Source organism: Acidithiobacillus sp. M4-SHS-6 (genome assembly GCF_047421495.1).
Lineage (GTDB): Bacteria > Pseudomonadota > Gammaproteobacteria > Acidithiobacillales > Acidithiobacillaceae > Acidithiobacillus.
The window spans coordinates 188,439-210,742 of the sequence record NZ_CP175559.1 but is presented as its reverse complement, the minus strand read 5'-3'; the positions used below and the strand labels follow the sequence as shown (position 1 = coordinate 210,742).

At 57.9% G+C, this 22,304-nt stretch carries 24 protein-coding genes; 14 read left to right on the top strand and 10 right to left on the bottom strand.

Annotation, left to right across the window (positions count from 1 at the left end; all coding sequences use genetic code 11):
- Positions 1-47: 47 nt before the first annotated feature.
- Positions 48-404, bottom strand: coding sequence for an ArsC family reductase (locus ACJU26_RS01025; protein WP_414040714.1), 357 nt, complete (start codon positions 402-404; stop codon positions 48-50).
- Positions 401-1,543: a class I SAM-dependent methyltransferase gene (locus tag ACJU26_RS01020; RefSeq protein ID WP_414040713.1), complete on the bottom strand. Its 1,143-nt coding sequence runs from the start codon at positions 1,541-1,543 to the stop codon at positions 401-403. Before ACJU26_RS01020 ends, ACJU26_RS01025 begins: the two co-directional genes overlap by 4 nt.
- 9 nt (positions 1,544-1,552) lie before the next feature.
- Here ACJU26_RS01020 and ACJU26_RS01015 point away from each other — a divergent pair, with 9 nt between their 5' ends.
- Genes ACJU26_RS01015 through rimO form a run of 3 tightly spaced genes read left to right on the top strand, consistent with a single transcriptional unit; the run spans position 1,553 to position 4,016 of the window.
- Positions 1,553-2,293 (top strand): pteridine reductase, encoded by a 741-nt coding sequence (locus ACJU26_RS01015; RefSeq protein ID WP_414040712.1) that lies wholly within the window; start codon positions 1,553-1,555, stop codon positions 2,291-2,293.
- A gap of 5 nt (positions 2,294-2,298) precedes the next feature.
- A complete protein-coding gene (locus tag ACJU26_RS01010; RefSeq protein ID WP_414040711.1) occupies positions 2,299-2,676 on the top strand; it encodes a NifU family protein in 378 nt (125 codons plus the stop codon).
- Entirely contained in the window at positions 2,673-4,016 is a 1,344-nt protein-coding gene (gene rimO, locus ACJU26_RS01005; protein WP_414040710.1) for a 30S ribosomal protein S12 methylthiotransferase RimO, read from the top strand. The genes ACJU26_RS01010 and rimO overlap by 4 nt, the downstream gene beginning before the upstream one ends.
- A gap of 10 nt (positions 4,017-4,026) precedes the next feature.
- Here the strand turns inward: rimO and folB are convergent, their stop codons facing one another.
- Positions 4,027-4,383, bottom strand: coding sequence for a dihydroneopterin aldolase (gene folB / locus ACJU26_RS01000; protein WP_414040709.1), 357 nt, complete (start codon positions 4,381-4,383; stop codon positions 4,027-4,029).
- Positions 4,384-4,455: 72 nt separating this feature from the next.
- On the opposite strand from folB, the gene plsY reads away from it, so the two are divergent.
- The gene (gene plsY, locus ACJU26_RS00995) at positions 4,456-5,052 is read left to right on the top strand and encodes a glycerol-3-phosphate 1-O-acyltransferase PlsY (RefSeq protein WP_414040708.1); all 597 of its coding nucleotides are present in this window, start codon (positions 4,456-4,458) and stop codon (positions 5,050-5,052) included.
- A 4-nt stretch (positions 5,053-5,056) separates the two neighbouring features.
- On the opposite strand, the gene ACJU26_RS00990 is transcribed toward plsY, so the two are convergent.
- Genes ACJU26_RS00990 through ACJU26_RS00980 form a run of 3 tightly spaced genes read right to left on the bottom strand, consistent with a single transcriptional unit; the run spans position 5,057 to position 6,877 of the window.
- Entirely contained in the window at positions 5,057-5,587 is a 531-nt protein-coding gene (locus ACJU26_RS00990) for a tetratricopeptide repeat protein (RefSeq protein WP_414040707.1), read from the bottom strand.
- Complete coding sequence (gene tsaD / locus ACJU26_RS00985) at positions 5,584-6,603, bottom strand: tRNA (adenosine(37)-N6)-threonylcarbamoyltransferase complex transferase subunit TsaD (RefSeq protein WP_414040706.1); 1,020 nt, start codon at positions 6,601-6,603, stop codon at positions 5,584-5,586. The genes ACJU26_RS00990 and tsaD overlap by 4 nt, the downstream gene beginning before the upstream one ends.
- A complete protein-coding gene (locus ACJU26_RS00980; RefSeq protein ID WP_414040705.1) occupies positions 6,596-6,877 on the bottom strand; it encodes a DUF455 family protein in 282 nt (93 codons plus the stop codon). Before ACJU26_RS00980 ends, tsaD begins: the two co-directional genes overlap by 8 nt.
- A 404-nt stretch (positions 6,878-7,281) precedes the next feature.
- Here ACJU26_RS00980 and ACJU26_RS00975 point away from each other — a divergent pair, with 404 nt between their 5' ends.
- From ACJU26_RS00975 to ACJU26_RS00955, 5 genes are all read left to right on the top strand, one after another.
- Positions 7,282-8,748 (top strand): cytochrome ubiquinol oxidase subunit I, encoded by a 1,467-nt coding sequence (locus ACJU26_RS00975; protein ID WP_414040704.1) that lies wholly within the window; start codon positions 7,282-7,284, stop codon positions 8,746-8,748.
- Between the two features lie 72 nt (positions 8,749-8,820).
- Entirely contained in the window at positions 8,821-9,924 is a 1,104-nt protein-coding gene (gene cydB / locus ACJU26_RS00970; RefSeq protein ID WP_414040703.1) for a cytochrome d ubiquinol oxidase subunit II, read from the top strand.
- Positions 9,925-9,991: 67 nt separating this feature from the next.
- Positions 9,992-10,243: a hypothetical protein gene (locus ACJU26_RS00965; protein WP_414040702.1), complete on the top strand. Its 252-nt coding sequence runs from the start codon at positions 9,992-9,994 to the stop codon at positions 10,241-10,243.
- An 11-nt stretch (positions 10,244-10,254) separates the two neighbouring features.
- Positions 10,255-10,521 (top strand): hypothetical protein, encoded by a 267-nt coding sequence (locus ACJU26_RS00960; RefSeq protein WP_414040701.1) that lies wholly within the window; start codon positions 10,255-10,257, stop codon positions 10,519-10,521.
- Between the two features lie 26 nt (positions 10,522-10,547).
- On the top strand, positions 10,548-11,567 hold the full coding sequence (locus ACJU26_RS00955) for a L,D-transpeptidase family protein (RefSeq protein WP_414040700.1): 1,020 nt from the start codon (positions 10,548-10,550) through the stop codon (positions 11,565-11,567).
- 8 nt (positions 11,568-11,575) lie between these two features.
- Here the strand turns inward: ACJU26_RS00955 and ACJU26_RS00950 are convergent, their stop codons facing one another.
- The 3 genes from ACJU26_RS00950 to ACJU26_RS00940 are packed head-to-tail and all read right to left on the bottom strand — an operon-like array spanning position 11,576 to position 17,288.
- Positions 11,576-14,641, bottom strand: a complete 3,066-nt coding sequence (locus tag ACJU26_RS00950; protein ID WP_414040699.1) for an efflux RND transporter permease subunit — start codon at positions 14,639-14,641, stop codon at positions 11,576-11,578.
- A 14-nt stretch (positions 14,642-14,655) separates the two neighbouring features.
- On the bottom strand, positions 14,656-15,738 hold the full coding sequence (locus ACJU26_RS00945) for an efflux RND transporter periplasmic adaptor subunit (protein ID WP_414040698.1): 1,083 nt from the start codon (positions 15,736-15,738) through the stop codon (positions 14,656-14,658).
- Positions 15,735-17,288: an efflux transporter outer membrane subunit gene (locus ACJU26_RS00940; protein WP_414040697.1), complete on the bottom strand. Its 1,554-nt coding sequence runs from the start codon at positions 17,286-17,288 to the stop codon at positions 15,735-15,737. The genes ACJU26_RS00945 and ACJU26_RS00940 overlap by 4 nt, the downstream gene beginning before the upstream one ends.
- Before the next feature lie 174 nt (positions 17,289-17,462).
- Here ACJU26_RS00940 and ACJU26_RS00935 point away from each other — a divergent pair, with 174 nt between their 5' ends.
- On the top strand, positions 17,463-18,170 hold the full coding sequence (locus tag ACJU26_RS00935; RefSeq protein WP_414040696.1) for a response regulator: 708 nt from the start codon (positions 17,463-17,465) through the stop codon (positions 18,168-18,170).
- Here ACJU26_RS00935 and ACJU26_RS00930 read toward each other — a convergent pair.
- The gene (locus ACJU26_RS00930) at positions 18,146-18,271 is read right to left on the bottom strand and encodes a hypothetical protein (protein WP_414040695.1); all 126 of its coding nucleotides are present in this window, start codon (positions 18,269-18,271) and stop codon (positions 18,146-18,148) included. The genes ACJU26_RS00935 and ACJU26_RS00930 overlap by 25 nt on opposite strands.
- A gap of 63 nt (positions 18,272-18,334) precedes the next feature.
- Between ACJU26_RS00930 and ACJU26_RS00925 the strand changes: the two genes are divergently transcribed.
- The 4 genes from ACJU26_RS00925 to ACJU26_RS00910 all read left to right on the top strand — a co-directional run bounded on the left by ACJU26_RS00925 (position 18,335) and on the right by ACJU26_RS00910 (position 22,298).
- Positions 18,335-19,453 carry an ATP-binding protein gene (locus tag ACJU26_RS00925; protein WP_414040694.1) on the top strand — a complete coding sequence of 373 codons (1,119 nt, stop codon included), beginning with the start codon at positions 18,335-18,337 and terminating at the stop codon, positions 19,451-19,453.
- A gap of 56 nt (positions 19,454-19,509) precedes the next feature.
- A complete protein-coding gene (locus tag ACJU26_RS00920) occupies positions 19,510-20,763 on the top strand; it encodes an NRAMP family divalent metal transporter (RefSeq protein ID WP_414040693.1) in 1,254 nt (417 codons plus the stop codon).
- 88 nt (positions 20,764-20,851) lie between these two features.
- Positions 20,852-21,226, top strand: a complete 375-nt coding sequence (locus tag ACJU26_RS00915; protein ID WP_414040692.1) for a hypothetical protein — start codon at positions 20,852-20,854, stop codon at positions 21,224-21,226.
- Positions 21,216-22,298, top strand: coding sequence for an ABC transporter ATP-binding protein (locus tag ACJU26_RS00910; protein ID WP_414040691.1), 1,083 nt, complete (start codon positions 21,216-21,218; stop codon positions 22,296-22,298). Before ACJU26_RS00915 ends, ACJU26_RS00910 begins: the two co-directional genes overlap by 11 nt.
- Positions 22,299-22,304: the final 6 nt, after the last annotated feature.

Below are 22,304 nucleotides of genomic sequence, written 5' to 3'. Positions count from 1 at the left end.
CATGGCGGCAATAGGTGAGGGTGCTTTGTGTCGCCTTTATCCGAGGATCAGGCGCCACCCTGAAAAAACGCCTGCCAGCCCTCGGCGTCAAAGCCCAGCAGACACTTATCCGCGCGGATGAGAATGGGGCGGCGAATCAGGCTGGGATGGGCCATCATCAAGGCAAAAGCGCTTGCTGCGTCCGGACAGTCGCGAGCAGACTCCGGCAAGCGGCGCCAGGTCGTCCCCTTGCGATTGATCAGCGCCTCCCAGCCCCACAGGGCCGCCCAGCGCTGCAAATCGGCCAAGTCCACGCCGGATTTTTTGTAATCATGAAAATCGTAAGGCAAACCCTGGGCATTCAGCCAGGCAAAAGCCTTTTTCATGGTGTCACAGTGGCGAATGCCGTAAATGTGTATGGTCATGCAGATGCTCTCTTGTGCAGGATGAGTACCTTGAAGCTTTCCCCCATCTCCTGGGGCAGAGTCAGGCGCTTGATTTCGTTATTGAGGACCAAAAGGCCTTGGGTATCCAGTCCTGCGGTCAGCTCGGCATAGACTTCAGCAAGGCCATGCTCCACCAGAAAGCGTGCCAGATTGCCGTAAAATTGCACTTCCAGCCCCAGGTCTGGCGCCGCTTCCAGGAGGGCGCTGAAATTCACATGGGCGGTCAGATCACAGAGGCCAGGCCAATAAAACGGGTCATCCAGCCAGTGCTGGCGATAGTAGGCCCGCAAACTGCCGGATTGCCGTTGGGGATGATAATACTCGCCCGCTTCATGACCGTAATCCATCAATATCAACGCGCCCGCCTGCAGGCACGTGGCTATTTCCCGCAGCCAGGCGCTGGCCAGGGGATGCAGCTCGGTCCGGTAATGTTCAGGCCATTCCGCCATCAAAAGCGGCGTGAGGCCGGGGTCGATCGCTTCTGCATAAGGCTCGGGCATCCAATCCCATTCCAGCCCTTCACCATTGCAGCGCACGGCCCGCTCCCGCAACTGACCCCCGGCATCGCGCTCCACGACGCGCACGGGCATGGCGTCCAGCACTTCATTGGCCAGCATCACCCCGCGCCACCGTTCGGGAAGCTGCTGCAGATGGCGCAGACCGGGCAGGGCGGTGCGTTGCTGTTCCTGCAGGTCCGGACTCAGCTCCAGAATGGTATAGGGCACTTCCGGCAGACATTGATGGATCTGCTGTGCCAAAGCGCCCCGGCCCGCGCCGAATTCGAGAATGCCGTCACTGCTGGCTTCACTCTGCAGCAGTGGCGTCAGTACCCGCACCAGAACCCTGGCCAGCACCGAGCCCATTTCCGGAGCGGTGACGAAATCTCCATCCGCACCCAAACGATTTTGCCCCGCCATGTAATACCCCAGGCCGGGGGCATACAAGGCCATGTCCATGTAGCGGCGGAAAGAAATGACGCCTCCGGCCTCCGCAATGGCCGCACGAATCCGCTCCAGCAATCGTGCAGAGTGAGCCTGCGCCGCAGCGTCCGGAAGCGGCAGCTCGACCTTGCGCCCCCCTTGGGAATAGGTTAAAAAATCGGGACGCTCTATGCGCATGGAACCCCCTTGAAAGCACCTGAAAAAGTTGTCCTGATCACTGGCGCCGCCCGCAGGGTCGGGGCTGCCATCGCCCGACATCTGGCAGCCAGGGGCTGCCATCTGATCCTGCATTATAGGCGATCCCGGACGGAGGCCGAAGCCCTGGCCGCCGCAGTCCAGGAGCAACATGGCCGTGAATGTCTGCTGGTTGAGGGCGATCTGAGCGATGCGAGCTTCCCCACGAAGCTGATTGCGGCAGGTTTTGCCCATTTCGGGCAACTGGATGGTCTGGTCAACAATGCTTCCATTTATCAGGCGGCACCCTTTGCCCAAATCACCCTGGAGGACTGGCAGCGCATGGAAGCCATCCACCTGCGTGCCCCCTTGTTCCTCACCCAGGCGGCGGCACCCCATTTACGCCGCAGTCAGGGTGCCATAGTCAATATTGGCGATATTCATGGGGAGATTCCCCTGCGCTCCTACCTGCCCTATAGCGTCAGCAAGGCGGGGTTGCTGGCTCTGACCCGCTCTCTGGCCAAGGAACTGGGGCCGGAGATTCGCGTCAACAGCGTCTCTCCGGGGGTGGTGCTCTGGGCAGAAAATCAGGATCCTCCCGATGGAGACAGGCAGGCACTGCTGGAGCGCAACGCCCTCAAACGCGTAGGCGATCCACAGGATATTGCCGCTGCCGTAGCCTACCTGCTCTTTGACGCACACTATACCACCGGCCACAACCTCGTCGTCGATGGCGGGCGCATGTTATATTGATCCTCATGAGCACGAAAACCCCTATCCGCTTTTACAGCGAAGCAGAACTGGACGCCCTGGAAGAACAGGACCCCCTGGCGGCCGCCAAAATTGCCCACGCCCAGGCCATGGCCGCCCGGGGACTGGACCGCCAGAAACGCTATGGACCGGACGACCCCCTGCCCGATCCCGAAGCCGTCCGCGAAGCGGTGCAAACCGTGCGGCGTATTCTCATGCGCGACGGCGGTGACATCGAACTGGTGGAAATCATCGAGCGGGATGTCCGGGTGCGCATGAAAGGTGCCTGTGCAGGCTGCCCCAATGCCGTCATCGATCTCAAACAGGTGGTGGAGCGCATCGTCGGCGCCGTCCCCGGAGTCGTCAGCGTGAGTAATACCTTTTGAATAGCCGCGCAGCACAAACACCCAAAGTCGGCTTCGTCAGCCTCGGCTGTCCCAAGGCCACCGTGGACAGCGAGCGCATTCTCACCCAGTTGCGGGCCGAGGGCTATGTGTTGGTGGGGGATTACGCCGAGGCCGATGTGGTGGTGGTCAACACCTGCGGTTTCATCGACGCGGCCGTCACCGAGTCTTTGGAGGCCATCGGCGAGGCCCTGAATGAAAACGGCCAGGTGGTGGTTACCGGCTGCCTGGGGGCCAAGGATCATGGCGATTTCATCCGCCAGGCCCATCCCAAGGTGCTGGCCGTCACCGGCCCGCAGCAGTCCGGGGCGGTAATGGCGGCGATTCACCAAGCCTTGCCGCCCCTCCATGACCTCTACACCGACCTGGTACCGGCGCAAGGCCTGCGCCTGACCCCTGCCCATTACGCCTACCTGAAAATCTCCGAAGGCTGCAATCAGTCCTGCAGTTTCTGCATCATTCCCAGCATGCGCGGCAAACTGGTCAGTCGCGAACCCGGCGATATTTTGCGGGAGGCGGAAGCGCTGGTGTCCAGCGGAGTGCAGGAACTGTTGGTGATTTCCCAGGATACCGGAGCCTATGGCGTGGACCGCCAATATCGCACGGCCTTTCATGGTGGCCGGCCTCTCAAGACCCGTATCACCGAACTCTGCGCGGCCCTGGGCGAGCTCGGCGTCTGGGTGCGCCTGCACTACGTCTACCCCTACCCGCATATCGACGCCCTCTTACCTCTCATGGCGGAAGGAAAAATCCTGCCTTATCTGGATGTACCCCTGCAGCATGGCAGTCCCCGGATTCTCAAGGCCATGCGCCGCCCGGCTGCCGCCGAGAAAACCCTGGAGCGGATTTTGCGCTGGCGGCAAGAGGTGCCGGATCTCACCATCCGCAGTACCTTCATTGTCGGTTTTCCGGGTGAGAGTGAAGCGGAATTCGCCGAGCTGCTGGATTTTCTGCGCGCGGCCGAACTGGACCGGGTCGGCTGTTTTGCCTACTCGCCGGTGGAGGGGGCGCCCGCCAACTCCCTGCCGGGAGCCATCCCCGAAGCCATCAGGGAAGAACGTCGTGCCGAATTCATGCGGGTCCAGGAGAGCATCAGCCGTGCGCGCCTGCAGCGCCATGTGGGACGACGCCGCGAGGTACTGATTGATGCCCTGGAACCCGGCGGCCGGGCTCTGGCCCGCTCCTGCAGTGATGCGCCGGAAATAGACGGCGTGGTGCACCTCAAAAATGCCAGCGGCCTCAAGGTCGGCGACCGCCTGGAAGTACCCATCACCCGGGCCGATGATCATGATTTGTACGGAGACTGCTTCGGCCTGAATTGACGGTGGGGGGTTAGCTGACCGAACCCCTTTCAATGCGGACGCCCACGTCCCGTGTTCCGCGCACGGCGGCGGGTTTGTGCACCGTCACCTGCACCCAGGGGGCCGCAAATTCACCCCGAATGATGTCGGCAATCTGCTCGGCGAGGGTTTCCACCAGATCCACCTCGGAGGCGCTGATGTGGCTGACCAGGCGCTGACAGACGGTCTGATAATTGATGGTGTGTTCCACCTTGTCGCTGTGTGCAGCACTGCGGGCATCGGCCGCAATTTCCAGGTCAATCAATACGGTTTGCTTGACCTGCCGTTCCCAGTCATAAATCCCGATGCGGGTATCGACTTTCAGCTCCCGCACAAAAAGAATATCCATAATTATCCCGAAAAATGCGACAAGACGTCGCGTCTCGGCCTATAATAACGCTTTTCCCGGCCAACGCACCGCATGTCTGTCATTCTCGATATTGTTTTCATCGTCGGCGCCTACCTGATCGGCTCCATAGCCACCGCCATTCTGGTGGCGCGCGCCATGGGTCTGGGCGACCCTCGCCAATCCGGTTCAGGGAATCCGGGAGCCACCAACATCCTGCGGTTGGGTGGAAAAAAGGCGGCGGCCTTGACCCTCTGTGGTGATCTGATCAAGGGCGTCATCCCCATTGTCATCGCCCGCAGCTTCGGAGTGGATGGCTGGATGCTCGCCGCTGTCGCCCTGGCCACCTTTCTGGGCCACCTCTACCCCGTTTATTTTGGCTTTCGGGGAGGCAAGGGTGTGGCTACCGCGCTGGGAATCCTGTTGGCGCTGATGCCGCTCATGGGGCTGGCGGTGTTGGGCGTATGGATCCTGATTTTCGCCGTGACCCGGGTGTCTTCTCTGGCCGCACTTCTCGCCGCCGGCAGCGCCGTGCCCATGGTCTTTGCCCTGTCGGACCAGAGCAGCCTGCGCGCCCTCGTGGTCTTGCTGGTACTGCTGATTCTCTGGCGGCATCGCGGTAATATCCAGCGCCTGCTGGATGGTCGCGAAGCCCCCTTCAAAAAAAATTGAGGGGCTAATCGCGGATATTCCACTCGCGCATACGCTCGTCTATCCAACGGGCCAGCTTTTCGGCAGGGCGAAAACCGGGAGCAAGTAGCTCGGCCTGCTGGGCGGCGGCCAGAGCCCGGCGCATACTGCCCTGATGCAGGTAATAGCGGGCCAGATTCATCTGGGCCAGATGCGGGGCATCAAAATGCCGGGATTTGAGCGCCCGGCGAATCACAAACAGGGCTTCATTCTCCCGCCCGGTATCCATGAGATATTCACCGAGATCATTCCAGGCCTGTCCCCATTCGGCATCGCAGGCGATGGCGCGACGACAGGCGGCAATCGCCCCGTGACTGTCTCCCGAGGCGGCCAGCGCCCAAGCATAAAAGGTCCAGATCAGCGCTGAGTCGGGATCGGCATCCAGAGCGCGCTTGAAGGCTTCCGCCGCTTCTTCGGGGTGGCCGGTCTGGTGCCAGTCCAGACCCGTCTGGAAGTCCGGATCCGCCGCCAGCCGTTCTTCAATGGCTGCATCCAAAGAGAAAGGTTCGTTGTTCACGTTTCCTCCTTTACCAAGGACCAACGCGCCCGCACCGGAAATTCGGCGCTGGCCGGCTGGGCCATTTCCGGATGCAGGGCTCCGGCCAGGGCAATCATGGCCGCATTATCCGTACAGTGGGCCAAATCCGCGATACAGAGCTCGACACCATCGGCGGTCAGGGTTTGCAGGGCATCGCGCAGGACCCGGTTGGCACCCACACCACCCGCCACGATCAGCCGCTTGAGGCCAGTTTCTCGCAAGGCCCGCTGACATTTCCGGAACAGGGTGTCGACCACCGCCTGCTGAAAACTGGCAGCCAGATGGCTTCTCTGGACCCGATCATTCTCCGGCACTTTCAGGGAAGCCAGGCGAAAAGCCGTTTTCAGGCCGCTGAAACTGAAATCCATGCCAGGCCGATCCAGTAAGGGGCGGGGCAGACGAAAAGCCTCGGGATCGCCTCCCTCGGCCAGGGCCGCCAGGGCTGGCCCGCCGGGATAACCAAGCCCCAGCATTTTTGCGGCCTTGTCGAAGGCTTCTCCGGCGGCATCATCCAGAGTTTCTCCCAACAAAACATAGTCCCCCAGGCCGCGCACTTCAATGAGCAGGGTGTGCCCCCCGGAGACCAGCAGAGCCACTGCGGGGAAGGGTGCCACGCCATTGAGCAGCGGTGCCAGCAGATGCCCCTCCAGATGATGCACGGGAATGACCGGAATATCCCAGGCATAAGCCAGCGCCCGGGCGAAATTGACGCCCACCAGCAAAGCTCCGATCAACCCTGGTCCAGCGGTGACCGCCACGGCATCGGGACGCTGCCCGCCGCTTTGGGCCATGAGTTCTTCCAGCAGCAGGGGCAAACGCCGCACATGATCCCGGGAAGCCAGTTCGGGCACTACTCCGCCGTAGGGGGCGTGCAGGGCAATCTGGCTGAACAGCACTTCAGCCAGCAAGCCTTTTTGGGTGTCATAGAGGGCCAGTCCGGTTTCATCACAGGAACTTTCAATGCCGAGAACACGCGTGATTCCTGCTTCAGACATGCCGGGTTTTCTCCGCCATCTCATGATTCCTTTGCGGTGATGGGTTCTGGTCAATACATGCCTGCAAACACAACAACCCTGCCTCGGAAAAACCTCCGGCACGGCGCGCATCCAGGGCCAAGGGTCCCTGAATACGGCCTTGATAGCGCTCCTGAAACCGTTGCCGAAAGGTGATATCAGGATCCAGCCCCTGCTTTGCGCACAAATAGTGAAACCAGTTTGTGCCGATGGCAACTGCAAAATCCCCCTGCTGCTGTTCTTCACCGATATGCATTCAGCAAACACGCCCGCTGTGTGGATCATTCAAAAAACAGAATATAGCACATGCGCCCACCTGTTCATCGTTAACACCTTGGATGATCAACTCGACATCTTTGACCGGAATATCCCCACTATAAAGAAAGGCAGATATGAAAAGCCGATTTATCTGAATCTTCTGATAGAGTAAATTCATCCTATAAACAAATAATAACACTTTTTTATTTTATTTTATTTGCACAATTGGTGTTTTTAAACCACTGCTAACTGGTGCTTATCAACCAAATCCCTTAGCAAAACGACAAGGCCTTCACCCAGAATCATAGAGTTACATAATATTTTAATGTTGGCATATACCTTGCTGGTTATATTGGGCAACAAACTCTGGCTTATTCATAAAATTTATAGCGGGTGGAATTTATGATCATTGAAAACTCTCTGCCGATTCTGCTTAGTCGTCTGGATTTTGCCTGGATCACCTCCATGCACATTCTCTGGACGCCTATGACCATCGGCATGTCCTGGTTGCTGTTCATCATGGAGGTGGCGTGGTTGCGCACCGGTGATGAACGCTGGTACAAGCTCAATCGCTTCGTCGAAAAAATCTTCATCATCAATTTCGGGGCCGGGGTGGCCACCGGCGTCACCATGGAAATGGCCTTCGGTATCCTCTATGGCCCCTTCTCTCAGGCCGTGGGCCCCTTCTTCGGCAACATCCTCGGCTTTGAAACCATTACCGCCTTCATGTACGAAGCCGGCTTCATCGGCTTGATGGTCTTCGGCTGGGGCAAGGTCAGCAAAGGCATGCATCTGTTCGCCACCTTCAACGTCGGCCTGTCTTCCAGCCTCTCGGCCATGTGGATTCTCGTCGCCAATTCCTGGATGCAGACCCCCAACGGCGTCGTCCTCAAGGATGGTCTCTTCCAGGTCACCAACTGGTGGCAAGCCATCCTCAACGACAATTTCCTCTGGGGTTTCCCCCATATGTGGGTTGCCACCGTGGAATTGGCATTGTTTATATTGGCGGGACTGAGCGGCTTTTTCATCCTGAGAAATCGCAACGCCGAGATGTTTACCAAACTTCTCAAGCCCGTGCTGCTGGCCTTGATCATTGTGACACCGATACAAATTCTTATTGGTGACAATCTGGGTCGGGTAGTGGCGCAGACCCAGCCCACTTCCCTGGCCGCGATGGAAGGGCATTATCATACCTACCTGCCCGATGGCAAAGTGAATACCGGTTGGCACCTCATCGCCATTCCCAATGCCCAAAATGACGGCAATGTGTTCGCCATCACCATCCCCCATGTGCTGAGCCTGCTGGAAACCCATACCCTCAATGGCAAGGTGCCGGGTATGGATAGTTTCCCGGTCAATGATCGTCCCGATGTCTGGGTACCCTTCTATGCTTTCCGGGCGATGGTCGCCATCGGCTTCTTCCTCTTCCTGGTCGCCCTCTGGGGGAACGGGTTACGCCTGCGCGGCAAGTTGAATGCGACGGAACTGCGCAAGCGTCCCTGGTTTTTGCGGGCCATTATTTTCTCGGCATTCCTGCCCTATCTCGCCATCTGGTGTGGTTGGTGGACCCGGGAAATCGGCCGGCAACCCTGGGTGGTCAATGGCTTGATGCGCACCTATCAGGGAGCCAGTCATATGCCGGTCGCCATGGAAATCATCTGGTTTACGGGTTACATCATTTTTGAACTGACGGTCTGGGCGGGTTCCTGGTACTTCTTCACCCGGGTCATCAAGAAAGGCGTCGATGGGATTCCCGACTCCAGTACGCTCTTTACCCACGATCATGCGGAAGGGACCGAGGGATCAGCGGGCGGCGGTCATGTCACGCCGACATTCGCCAGCAAGCCCATGTTGCGGTCCGATCGCTGATCGGAATTTTCAAACCTCTACAACGTCCTGCTGGGGAGCCGGGCTCCCCACACACAGCTACTGGAGATATTTATGGACCTTCTTTCAATAGGGCGTATCACCGGGACCTTATCGACCTGGTGGTGGCTGCTCCTTTCCCTGTCTTTTCTACTCTACATCGCGGCTGACGGCACGGATCTCGGATCCGGGATTTTCGCCCTGTTTTCCAAGGACGAAGAAGAGCGGGGGGCCATCATGGCCTCCATGGCCGGCATGTGGGACGGCAACGAAACCTGGCTGGTGGTGGCTGGTGGGGTACTCTTCGGCGCTTTCCCGCTGGTGTATGGTTCGGCCTTCAATTATCTGATGATTCCGCTGATGTTTGCCCTCTGGGGCATCATTTCCCGGGCCGTGGCCTTTGAATTCCACATTCATGCCCAAAAGAGCAAACGCTTTTGGGGCTGGGCCTTTGCCTTGGGCAGCCTGGTTCCCACCTTTTTTGCGGGCGTTGCCCTGGGTGCCACCTTACAGGGTTTTCCCATGAAATCCGGGCTGGCCATGCAATCTGCCCTGGCCGCACATGGGGTGAACGTCCACGATTACACGACCCCGGTGATGCATTTTTCCGGAGGCATTCTCGACTTTCTGACCCCCTTTTCCATATGGACCGGGGTAGGCGCCGTCATCGCCGCCAGTCTCGCCGGCGGCCTGTATTTGTGCGCGCGCTTCATTCCCGGTGATCCCATTCATGAACGGGCACGTTCCTGGACCAATGTGGTCTCCCTGCTGGCTCTGGCGGCCATCGTCATCACCCTCATCTGGTCTTATGCCATTTTCCCCTGGGCGGCTGCCAAGTGGACGGGTCCCAACTGGTGGGTGTGGTTGATCTGGTTTGTGATTGTGCTCTTTTTCGCCTTCAAGTCCTCCACCAATCATTCGGCACGCAATGATTTCATTGCGATGATGTGGGGTATCGGCGTCGTCGCCCTGCTGTGGGCGGCCATGTGGGCAACGATTTTCCCCTACATTGTGCCCAATACCTGGACCATAGCGCAGGCAGCCAATCCGGCGGATTCCATTGCCGTGTTCACCCTGTTCATGACGGGTTTCTTCCCCATCATGATCATGTACAACTGGTATCAGATCTGGGTATTCCGTGGCCGCTTCAGCAAAAAAATGGCCTACGGAGCGCATTGATCCATCCTGCAGTGGCGATGTCATCAACCAGGGGGCATCGCCCCCCGTTTACTGAGCGAGGTGCAAAATGTCCAGTAATTATGATGAAGAATCTTTAATGACTGCCATCAATATTATTGAAAACATTGAATCCCGTTATGGGCAACTTGCAGATCGTCTGGATGAAGTCCGCAGGACCATTCCTTCGGAAAATATTGCCATCATTTCAGATCAATGCCTTGAACTGTCTGTCGAAATCATGCGTTATAAAAACTATTTCTCTTCCGTCAAGAACCTGGTGGCCCGCAGACAGGACATGGCTCTGGTCCCACTCTCTTGAAAAGAAAATCCTTGAACAAACATCGGCAATACCGTCCGGAGCCACCTACGGATGCCGCCGACAGGCCAGCTCCGACGCTCATGGATGTACTCAATGTGTTGGAGCTGCGACTGGATATCGTCGAGCAGAAATGTGCAGACGTACTGGAATCCATTGATAGTCGTACCCGTACTGAAATCGACGACCAAATCACCATCATGGAAGCGGAAATCAACCGCTGCCAAAAGTTTTTACAGATCATTAAAACCTCCCTGAATCCATCAGAACCAGAGAACTAAACCATCGGTTTTCTGTCGAACATTATATGAAAATTCGGCAATATTTCCATCCTGAAAAACGTCTTTTCTCCCTGAAAAAATGGGGTATTTTGCTTCTGCTGAGCATGACGGGAGCCTTGGCTGCCCTTGAACCGGCACTGGCTAGTCCAGCTAATAAACATGGTTCTATCTCCGTCAATCCACAACCCCATGATTGGCAGCAAGTCTGGCAAATCCTCGCCCTTACCGGTTACGTACACATGGTTTATGGGACTTATATGGGACCATATGGAGGCATACATAGCATGGCTGCCTGGAATGTTCCGGTGCCTCAAGCCTTACAAAAAATCTCCGACAATTGGGGTTATTCACCCTTTAATCCGGCATTTCGCAGCGGTCTCATCCAGTTTGAGCGGGAAGATCATCTGCTCAACCGCCGGGGCATTTCACGCGGCCGGGTGACACCGGAAGTGCTCCAGGCCCTGCGCGCACCCATACCCAAAAACCATTTTCCTTTCCAATGGGTGGAAGTCGACAAAAGTGCTCACCCCGAACATCTGAAAATCTGGCAGGTACCCCCTGTGACCCAGAAAAAGGCACAAGGACACTGGATTTACCAGACGGTCGTCAATACCGGGGTAATGCATTCCACCCCTGACGGAAGCTGGCCAATTTATCAACGCCTTGCCAAAACCACCATGACGGGAAAATTTCCCATTGCCGTAAGTCTGCACACGTATCATTTGCTCCCGGCTGCCGAGCGCAGCATCTATCATGGATATCATGTGCGCTGGCAGTATTACACCGCTCCCAATGTACACTTCGTCAATTACTTTTATGATGGACGTGCCATTCATTTTTACCCGCGCAAAGGTTATGGCTGGCCGCAAAGTGCAGGTTGTGTGGAAGAACCCTATACCAATGCCCGCAAGGTTTATGCGCTTTTACATTATGGAGATATTGTCTCCGTGTTGGGCCATTATCAGAAAAAGACGGTGAAAATCTCTTACGCAGAGATTCTGAAAAAACAAATCATTCGTGAAATTGCCACCGGCAAAATCAGTTGAGGAGATTTTTAGGGATGGACGGAACGCCCGAACCAGAGATAAAAAGCCGGAATCACGAACAAGGATACCAAGGATCCAAAACCCAGACCGCTGACGATCACCAGTCCCATGGAAAAGCGGGCATCGGCATTTCCCCCACTGGCAAAAAGCAGCGGCACGGCCCCTGCAATCATCGCTGCTACTGTCATCAAGATCGGCCTTAGCCGTAAAGTAGCGGCTTCGACGACGGCATGGCGCTTGTCGAGATTTTTTTCCTCCTGCATGACCCGGGCAAATTGCACAATCAGTATGCCCTGTTTGGCGATCAGACCAATCAACATGACCATCCCCACCTCGGAGTAAATATTGACACTGGAAGCGCCCAGGCTGATGGGCAGCAAAGCGCCAAACAAGGCGACCGGCACCGCCGTGAGAACCACCAAAGCGTCGCGGAAACTGTTGAATTGCGCCGCCAGCAAGAGCAGTACCATCAATAGGGCAAAGGCAAAAGTGACCACCAAGGCATTACCCTGATGCATATACTGGCGAGAAACACCGGCATAGTTGATCTGATCCCCGCTGGGGAGAATTTTTTGGGCATGCGTCTGTAAAAACTGCAGGGCTTGCCCCAGGGACACCCCCGGTGCCGGATTGGCCTGAATAAATACGGCGGGCAATTGCTGAAACTGGGGTAAAAAGGTGGGTGCCGATTCCGACTTCAGGGAAACGAAGGTCGATAAGGGCAACTCCGCACCAGACGGGGTTTTGATGGTATAGGCCTTGAGAAAATCGGGGTTGGCCCGCAATGCCGGGGGAACCTGGGGGACGACCCGATAACTCAAACCGTCCATATCAAAGTAGTTGACGTAGTTTCCACCCAGCAGGGTCTCCAGATTCTGGCCAATGTCGGCCATACTGAGTCCAAAGGATGCCGCCATTTGCCGATTGATGACCACTTGCTGAATCTGGTTATTGTACTTCAGATTCTTGCAGACAAAGGAAAACAGTCCGCTGGCTTTGGCTTCCTGCACCAGCCGGGCGGATACCGCGTCCAGCTGATGATAGGAGCCCCCGGTACTGGTCAGCACGAACTGCACCGGCAAACCCACCGCCGCGCCAGGCAATGGTGGCAAACCAAAGGCCGAGAGCTTCATTCCGGGGACCTGCCCTGCCAACTGCTGGACCTTGCTTTTGACCTCCTGGGTGGTGACGCCGCCACGCTGGGGCTTCAGTACCACCCCAGCCATGACCTCATTATTCAAGAGCATGCCGCCAATACCCACGCCGTTCACGGCAAAACTGTGGCTCCGGCTGGCAATCTGGTCGAAAACCGTCTGCGTCAGGTAGTGATCGTAAGCGTTCATGTATTCCAGGGTGGCGGTAGGTTGGGCGACACCATTGACATACACGATGCCCTGATTGGCGGGGGGCGCCAACTCGCTTTGGCTGATGCTGAACAGCAAATAGATGCCTCCCGTCAAAACCAGGGCCAAAGTCACCGTTACCGGCCAGACCCGCAAACTGGCGAAAAGCAGCCGTCCGTAAAAGGCTTTCAGCCGTCCGAAAACCTGATCCACAAAATGGGCCATCCGGCCCTCCTGACCGGCCTTCAACACCCGTGAAGCCAGCATGGGCGCCAGGGTCAGGGCGGCCACCATGGACAGCAGCACCGTCGCCACAATGGTGAAAGCAAACTCGCTGAACAAATGCCCCACCAAACCGCCGATAAAGGCCATGGGCGCGAACACAGCCACCAGTGTGGTCGCCATCACCAGAATCGGACTGGCCAATTCCCTGGCGCTGTGCAGAGCCGCATGCAAGGGTGTTGCCCCATGCTCGATATGGCGATGGACATTTTCCACCACGATGATGGCATCATCCACCACCAGACCGATGGCCAGCACCATGGCCAGTAAGGTCAGCAAATTGAGGGTATAGCCCAAGGCATGAAGGATGGTCATGGCACCCACCATGGCCACGGGAATGGCTAATGCCGGAACCAGCAGGGCACGCCAGGAACCCATGAAAAAATAGATCACCAGAATGACCACCAGCAGCGCCAGGGCAATATTGACTTCGACTTCCTGGAGGGAGCTTTTGACAAACTGGGCACCATTGTAAATGGTATAACCCTGCATCCCGGGGGGCATGGTCCGCTGCAATTGGGCCATGACCTTGTCAATGCCCTGGGATACCTGCAAGGCGTTACTGCCAGGGGCCTGCTGTATTCCGATGTTGACCGCTGGCTGCCCGTCCACCATGACCGACGAATCATAGGTTTGCGCGCCCAGAGAAACTTTGGCCACCTGCCCCAGATGAATCGGCACACCATGCACGGTCGACACGACCAGATCGCGAAATTCTGCGGCGCTGTGCAGGGCAGTATTGGCGCTCAAGGACACCGCCGTATATTCACCGCGCAGACGCCCCACCGCCGCCACAAAATCATTGTTTTTCAAAGCCTCACTGACCTGAGCCGGAGTCACCCCGAGTACGGCCATCTCCTGAGGGTTCAACCAGACGCGCATGGCGTAGGTGTTCCCGTTAGGGCCAGTACCTGGCGGCAGAATGGCCGTCAAACCCACGCCCGGCACCGACTGAATGGCGGGCTGCACGACCCGGGTCAGATAATCCGTAATCTGCTGTTGATTAAAACCGTTGCCGTGATAACTCAAGAGCATCAAATAAGCCCCGGAACCTGACATTTCCTGGACCACCGGTTGCATGACGCCTTTGGGCAGCTGGTTCAGGACTGTATTGACCTTGCTTTGCACCTGGGCCAAGGCGGCATTGGGATTTTCTCCCATCCGCATATACAGGGTCAGAATGGAAATCCCGTCCTCACTCACCGCCGTCATGTAGTTGATGCCGGGTGCCTGACCCACTGCCTTTTCCAGCGGGGCGGTAATAAAGGCGTTGACCGTTTTGGGCGTGGCGCCAAAATAGTGCGTCGTCACCGTGATCATGGAACTGGCAGTGGGCGGGTATTCCGTGATCGGCATCAGTCCCAGGGACCGCAGGCCAAAGAAAAACAGCACCAGACTCAGGGAAATAGCCAGAATCGGGCGACGAATGAAGGGTTCGGTAAAATGCATGTTCGTCCTCGTCCTTATAGCTGCACAGCGTTATTGATTTGCACTGAATCGCCGTTGTGCAATTTCACCTGCCCGGCAGTCACCACCAGATCTCCGGCCCGGAGCCCGGAACGAATCACCGTATCCTGGCCTCTCTGCATGCCGGTCAGCACTTTTTGTTCATGCGCAACCAGACGATGATCCGGCCCGGGCCGCAGTACATAGACAAAATCACCGTAGGTATTGAAGCTCACGGCGATGGTGGGAATCAGCAATGCGGTCTTGGGCGCGGCTTTGTCCAGAACCACGCGGACAAACATCCCTGGCTTCAGTCCTGATCCTTTCTGGACCACTGCCCGGACACTGAGGGCGCGATTATCGGCCTGTACATGGCTGGAAATGGCCTGTACGGAAGCACTGTAGTGATGAATCTGATCGCCATCATGGATATCCACCTGAACAGGAGCCCCTTTATGCAAAGACTGGGCATCCCGTTGGGGGATACTGAAATCAATGTAGAGATGCTGCAGATTCTCCAGATGGACCACCACCGTTCCGGCATGAACATACTCTCCGGGATTGACGGTGCGCAGACTCAGCACCCCCGTAAAAGGAGCCCGCAGTTCAGTGTCGGCCAGGGACTCCTGTAATGCGGTCACTTCCCCCTGGGCGGCTTCGGCATCATATTGCGCCTTGTCCAGAGCCGCCGTAGAAATGCCATGAATGGCAAAGACTTTCTGGGCGCGCTGATAATTTACTGCCGCCAACCGGGCACGCGCCCGGGCCGATTGCAGTCGTCCGGGCAAGGCGCCAGGATCCAGGGAAAGCAGCAATTGTCCTTGGGTCACGCTTTGTCCCGAATGAAAATACAGCTTCTGGATGACTCCGCCGACTTGCGGACTCAGGGCAGCACCCTGCTGCGGTACCACCTCGCCCACGGCGGTTAATTGTCCCGCGAGGCTTTGGGTACGAGCGCGAACCGCAGAAACCGTCACTAGCGGGTGAGCAGCGGCCGCCAACTGGGTATGCAGACGTTGCTGCCGCCAGGCATACCAGCCGTACACGGTGCCAAAAAGCAATACCAGCATCAGTCCCAAAAGAAGAAAGGCCTTTTTCATGCGGAAGCTCCTGCAGTATGTTCAACGGCGGTAGTGGGGGATGGGGATGGCGCGTTCGAATCCCGGTGATCCGGCTGCCAGCCATCTCCCAGCGCGACGAAGAGGGCGACACTATCCAGATAGCGCTGGCTGCGACCGTTGATCGCGGCCACAGAATCTTGTTGATAGGCAATCTCGGCATTCAACACCGTGGCATAGTCGGTCGCACCATCCCGATAGCGCGCTTCAGCGAGTTGCAAGGCCCTGGCCGAAGCCTGTTGCGCCCGTTTTTGCTGGATAAAAGCCGTATCGGCACTCTGCAGGGTACGCAGAGCGTCGGCTACCTGACGAAATGCATCCAATACCGTGGCCCGATACTGGTCACTGACCAGCCGATATTGATCCAGGGCGGCGCGGCGCTGGGCATGCAAACTGCCGCCCTGATAAATCGGCGCTGCCAAGCCTGCTCCCAGGGACCACAGCGTGGAAACCGGATTGAAGAACAAAGCACCCGTCATGGCCGCCTTGCCAATATCCGCAGAAATATTGAATTGCGGGTACAAATTGGCCGTGGCCACATCCGCCTGCGCGGCGGCGACCTTGATCTCCGCAGTGGCCGCCTGAATATCTGGCCGATTTTCCGCAAGGGCCGAAGGAATGATGGTCGGTAATTGCGCCGGTAAATGCAGATCTTTCAGTGTGGGCATAGGCAGGGGGGTATTCGGTGTTTGGCCGATGAGTGCCGCCAAAGCGTGTCGGGCTGCTGCTTGTTCTGCTTCCAGAGGCGCAATGCGGGCGCGCGCGGCGGCGGTCATGGCGGCCTGCTGTTCGACGCTTTGCAAATTCTGATAACCGAGCTGATATTCCTGCTGTAAAAGCTTCAGCAAATGCCCATCTGCAGCGGCAATCTGACGGGCCGAATGCCACTGTGCCCGGGCGGCCGCCGCACGGATGATGGCCCGGCTGACAGCAGCGGCCAGAAACACTTCACTCTGATGCAGATGGGCCGTCGTCACCGCAACCCTGGCCCGTGCGGCATGAATCAGATCTTTCTGCCGACCAAAAACATCCGGGTTGTAACGGATGTCCAGGGTGCCCAGAAACAGACTGTAGAGATTGCCAGGAATCCGGTAACGCTGTCCGCCGTCCGTTCCAGTGCGCAAGGCCCGCTCCCGGCTGATGCCCGCATTCGCCGCAACCTGGGGATACAAACCTCCCTGACTGGCGACCAGCAGGGACTGCTGCCGGGCCAGGGCGGCCTGCGCTGCCTGCAAATCAGGATTAGCCTGCATGGCTTTGCGGATATAGCCATTGAGCTGTTGAGAATGAAACAGCAACCACCAGGAGCGCGCCTGCTGCCGGGTCCATTGGATTTTTTGCTGTCCGGGGGATAAATCCACCCGATGGGCGTTATACGTGGAGGGCGATGCCATCGTCGGCACCTGTCCGCGTGGTCCTACCGCGCAACCCGCCAGAGCCATCAGCAAGCCGGTGCCGAGCAGACGATAGACGCCCCGCCCGCGCCTTCGTGTTCCTGGTCCTTGCCAAACCGCAGCATTTTTCCGTGCCATGCACTATCCTTGTTCAGATCAATCAGAGGATCAGGAAAAGCATAACGGCAGGGACTGTAACAATCGTGCGCGGAGACCGCGTCAAGTGTAACAAAATGTGCCTTTATTTCCGGAACACCCGCGTCGTTACATTTATGTTTGGTCTATCCGCATCCCGGGAGTAGAGTAGCAGCCATGGAAAATAAAGCCCGCATTCTGGTCATCGACGACGACCTGCGCCTGCGCAGTCTGGTGGAGTCCCACCTGAAAGGCCATGGATTTGCCGTTCAAGGCATGAGTGACGGTCGTCAGATTGAAGCGGCTCTCAAAGAAAACCCGGTGGATCTGGTCATTCTTGACCTGGGTCTTCCCCATGAAGACGGTTTGCAGATCTGCCGGCGCCTGCGCCAGCAGCACGACGTTCCCATTCTCATGCTGACCGCACGGGGAGATGAAGTCGATCGTATTCTGGGACTGGAAATGGGGGCCGATGATTATCTGGCCAAACCTTTTCATCCCCGGGAACTGATTGCCCGCATCCAGGCCATCTTGCGGCGGGTCAGGGCCAGTGCCCCAAGGGCAATGGGAACAACAGCTGCCAGTTTCCAGAAAGGAACCTTTCAGGTGGACATGAGCCGTCAGGAAATTCGCCATGGTGACAAACTGATCCCCCTGACCAGCGCCGAATTTTCCACGCTGGCCACCCTGATCCAGCATGAAGGCCAGCCCCTGACCCGGGAAAAACTGATGTGGCTGACCCGGGGCCGTCAGTTGGAAGCCGATGATCGCAGTATCGACATGCAGATTTCGCGGCTCCGACGGCTGCTGGATAAAGGTCCCGGTCGTCCCCGCCACATTCGCACGGTCTGGGGGCATGGCTATCTCTTCGTGGCCGAGCCCTGAACATCCGCACATTCTGGCCACGCAGCACCCTGGGACGGACCCTGCTGCTCCTCGGCCTGCTGCTGCTTGGCACGCAGGCAGCCGTTTACGTCCTGTTTCATCAGTACGTCCTGAACCCAGCCGCCGAACGCTTTGCCGAGTTTCTGCTGCAGACCAACCATGCATTGATCAGCAGCGGTGCCCAATATGCGCCCACTGGGAATCTGCAATGGCGACCGGCCAACGCCACGCCCGGCAAGGCGCCCGATCAGTATTTTCTGCAGAAAAGCGCCGCTTATCTGCAGCAGATGGCCCCCGGCGCCAGACTCCGGGTCGGGGCCGAGGAGGGCAACAGCACCTGGATGTGGATACGCGGCGGACCTTCCCAGCCCTGGCTGGGAATGCCGGTCTCGCCCATGGATTTTGGCGGGCAAGGGTTCCTGTTCATGCGTCTCGGCGTCATTGCCCTGGTGACCTTGCTGGGGGCCTGGCTGATTGTTCGCCAGATCAATCGCCCCCTCGCCCGGCTGGCCGCCGAAGCGCCGCGCATCGGCCTGGGCGACACGCCTGATACGCTGAAGCCCATCGGGGGGCCGCTGGAAGTGCAGCATCTGACCCAGGCCATCACCAGCATGGCCAACGATCTGCATAAGCTCCACGAAGAGCGCACCCTGCTGCTCACCGGCATTTCCCACGAACTGCGGACCCCCCTCTCCCGCCTGCTTTTGGCCCTGCATTTACCTGATATGGATTTTCTGGAGCAAAAACCGGCCATGCGTGTCGATGTGAACGAGATGGATGAAACCATCGACAAGTTTCTGACCCTCGTGCGCAGTGGTGACCAGGAAAAAGTGGTTTCCGTCAATGTACTGGAATGGTTGGAGGAAATGCAGGCCATTGCCCAGGACCGCTACGGTCTACAGATCATCTGCATCGAGAGCGTTCCTGCCGGAAATTCCTGTTTTTTGCCATGTCGCCCCTTGGCCCTGGAGAGAGTATTTCGCATTGTTTTTGACAATGCCCGCCGCTATGGCGAAGGCCGCATGCTGATCCAGGTCACGCCACGCGCCCAGCGCATTGAAATACGCCTGCGGGATTTCGGCCCGGGGGTTTCCCCAACGCAACTGCTGGCCATGAACCTGGGAACGCTGCCCCGCCAGTCTGGTCACGGAGCAGGTATTGGTCTACGTATTTGTAAACGCATTATGGACATGCATAATGGAAGCCTGGGCTTTGAAAACGCGGTTGATGGTGGGCTCATCGTTCAACTGCTTTTCCCGACGGACATGCCCAGGCAGACTTGACAAACAGTCATTAAACAGGAATCATTCGCAAATCAAAATACGGATTATTCTTAATCATGACTGCAAGCAACCTCTCCGCCCCACATAATCACTCGCGTTGGTCAGTTTTTCTCATTGTATTAGGCCCCGGCCTCGTCGTCATGCTCGCCGATACCGATGTCGGCAGCATCATCACCGCCGCCCAGAGTGGCGCCCAGTGGGGATTCAAACTGCTGTTACTCCAGTTCATCCTCATGCCGATCCTCTATCTGGTCCAAGAATTGACGGTCCGTCTGGGCATTTTCACCGGCAAGGGACACGGCGAACTCATTCGGGAAACCTTTGGCGCCGGCTGGGCTTATCTGTCTGTAGCCGGGCTCAGTATCGCCACTACCGGAGCCCTGCTGACCGAGTTTTCCGGCGTGGCGGGGGTCAGCCATCTGTATGGACTGCCGCGCGCGGTCGGGGTGCTGCTTGCCGCAGCCACCTTGCTGACCATTGTCTGGACGGGTTCGTACCGGCGTGTCGAAAGTATCGCCCTGATCATGGGCCTTTTTGAACTGGTCTTCTTCGGTATTGCCTGGGTTGCTCACCCCAACATTCAGGACATCCTCCACGGCCTGACCCATGCCCCCATTACGGACAAGAATTACATGATGCTGGTAGCGGCCAATATCGGTGCCGTCATCATGCCCTGGATGGTGTTTTATCAGCAGTCCGCTGTTGCTGACAAAGGGCTCCATCCCGAAAATTATCGCCATGCCCGCTGGGATACGGCCATCGGGGCTGTCCTTACCCAGGCCATCATGGCCGCCGTACTGATTGCCACCGCCGCCACTATCGGCCGCCGCAATCCCAACGCGCCGTTGAATACCGTCCATCAACTGTCCGAGGCCATCATCCCTTACCTCGGCGAAACCTGGGGACGTCTGGTCTTTTCCATGGGCATTCTCGGTGCCGGCATGGTAGCCGCCATTGTCGCCTCCCTGGCGGGTGCCTGGGGCTGGGGCGAGGTCACCGGATTTCGCCACTCCCTTGAGCACCATCCCAAAGAGGCGCCATGGTTCTATGGCGTATATACCGCCATCATCATCGCCGGGGCGGTAGCCGTCATCAGCATCCCCAATCTGGTCAGCCTCGATATCGGCGTGGAAGTCATGAACGCCCTGCTGCTACCCCTGGTCCTGGGGTTTCTGGTCGCCCTGGCAATGAAAGCCCTGCCCGCCGAGCATCGCCTGCGCGGTTCCTATCTCTGGCTGGTGCTTTTTGTGGTCACCCTCTCCGCAGGGCTGGGTGTCTATGGCGGTCTGACCAGCATCCCCGGATTCTGATGAAAACCCGCACGGCAAGCAGACTGTCATAAAACTGTCATATTCGCGGCGTACACTCCTCTCCATAATTTAGCTGGAGATAATAGTGATGCCTCGAAACAAGCTGCTTCAAGCGCTGCTGTTCAGTGCTATGGGTTTGACAGTACCTGTTCTCGCCCAGGCAGATACCCTGGCCAGTTTTATCAACAAGGGTGAAGGTGAAATAAGCGGCATGGTCCGCTCCTACTACTTCAACAGGCTCTATGGGGCTCCCAAGAAGGAAAACCAGGACGCCTACAGCCTGGGCGGCATCCTGACCGCCAAGACAGGATCCCTGGACTGCTTCAGTGCCGGCGTGAGTTTCTTCACCGCCAATAGCCTGGGTACCCATGGGGGCGATGCCAAAGGGGTGGTTACTACTCTCATGGGCATCGCGCCTTCCATCAATGCCTTGGGGCAGGCCTATTTGCAGTATGCCTTCTGAGCTGCCCGACGGGCTGCAGATTCAGTCTTTGCACGTGGAACTGGGTGGAAGAGCGGTGTTGGCCGATGTCAACCTGTCTCAGGAGACCGGGTCATATGCCTGTCTCCTGGGGGAGTCGGGTTCGGGCAAAAGTACCTTACTGGCCACCATCGCCGGTTTGATTCGGCCGCAGCAGGGAAGCGTCAGTGTCCATGGCCAGGTGGTGAGCGAAGGCAAAACCTTTTTGCCGCCGGAGCGGCGCGAGATCGGCATGGTGTTCCAGGATGCCGCCCTTTGGCCCCATCTGAGCATTCTCGATAATGTCCTCTATCCGCTCCGGGCGCGGCGGCAGTCCGTAGATAAGTCCCGAGCCCTGGCCCTGCTGGAGCGCATGGCGATTCCGACCACAGCGGCGCGCCGACGGCCCCATGAGCTTTCGGGTGGACAGCAGCAACGGGTGGCCATTGCCCGGGCCATCATTGCCAAGCCCCGTATTGTCTTGCTGGACGAGCCCCTTTCGGCCCTCGATCACGGGGTGCGGGAGAACCTGCGGGAGTTTCTGCACGGACTGTTTGCCGAGGAGGGCATCACTGCCCTGCATGTGACCCATGATCCGGGAGAGGCCTTCTATCTGGGTCGCCGGGTGGGGGTCCTCGATGGGGGGCACCTGGAACAATGGGATACCCCGGAGCGACTCTATCAACGCCCGGCCAGTCTGGTGGTGGCGCGTTTGGGGGGCTCGGTGCGCGCCATTCAGGTACCGGTTCAGGAACTTCGCGGACAAGAGTCGGTGTGCCCGTGGGAAGGGCGGCACTGGACCGTACCAGCCGCTCCCGAACTGCAGGGTGCCAGCCAGGCAACCCTGCTGCTGCGACCCAGCGACCTGGAGCTGGACGAGGCGCCCGCCGCTGCGCCAGAGGCCCAGGTGCGCCACGCTCACTGGCATGATGGCCAGTATCTGCTGACCCTCGAGGCCAGTGATGGCCAGGAGTTCCTGGCCTATTCCCGCCAAGGGGACCTGGGTCCCCGCCGCTGGCTGCTGCGCCAGGGGCATGGTTGGTGTATTCCCGTGCAGTCTTCCGCAAACCGCTGATGATAG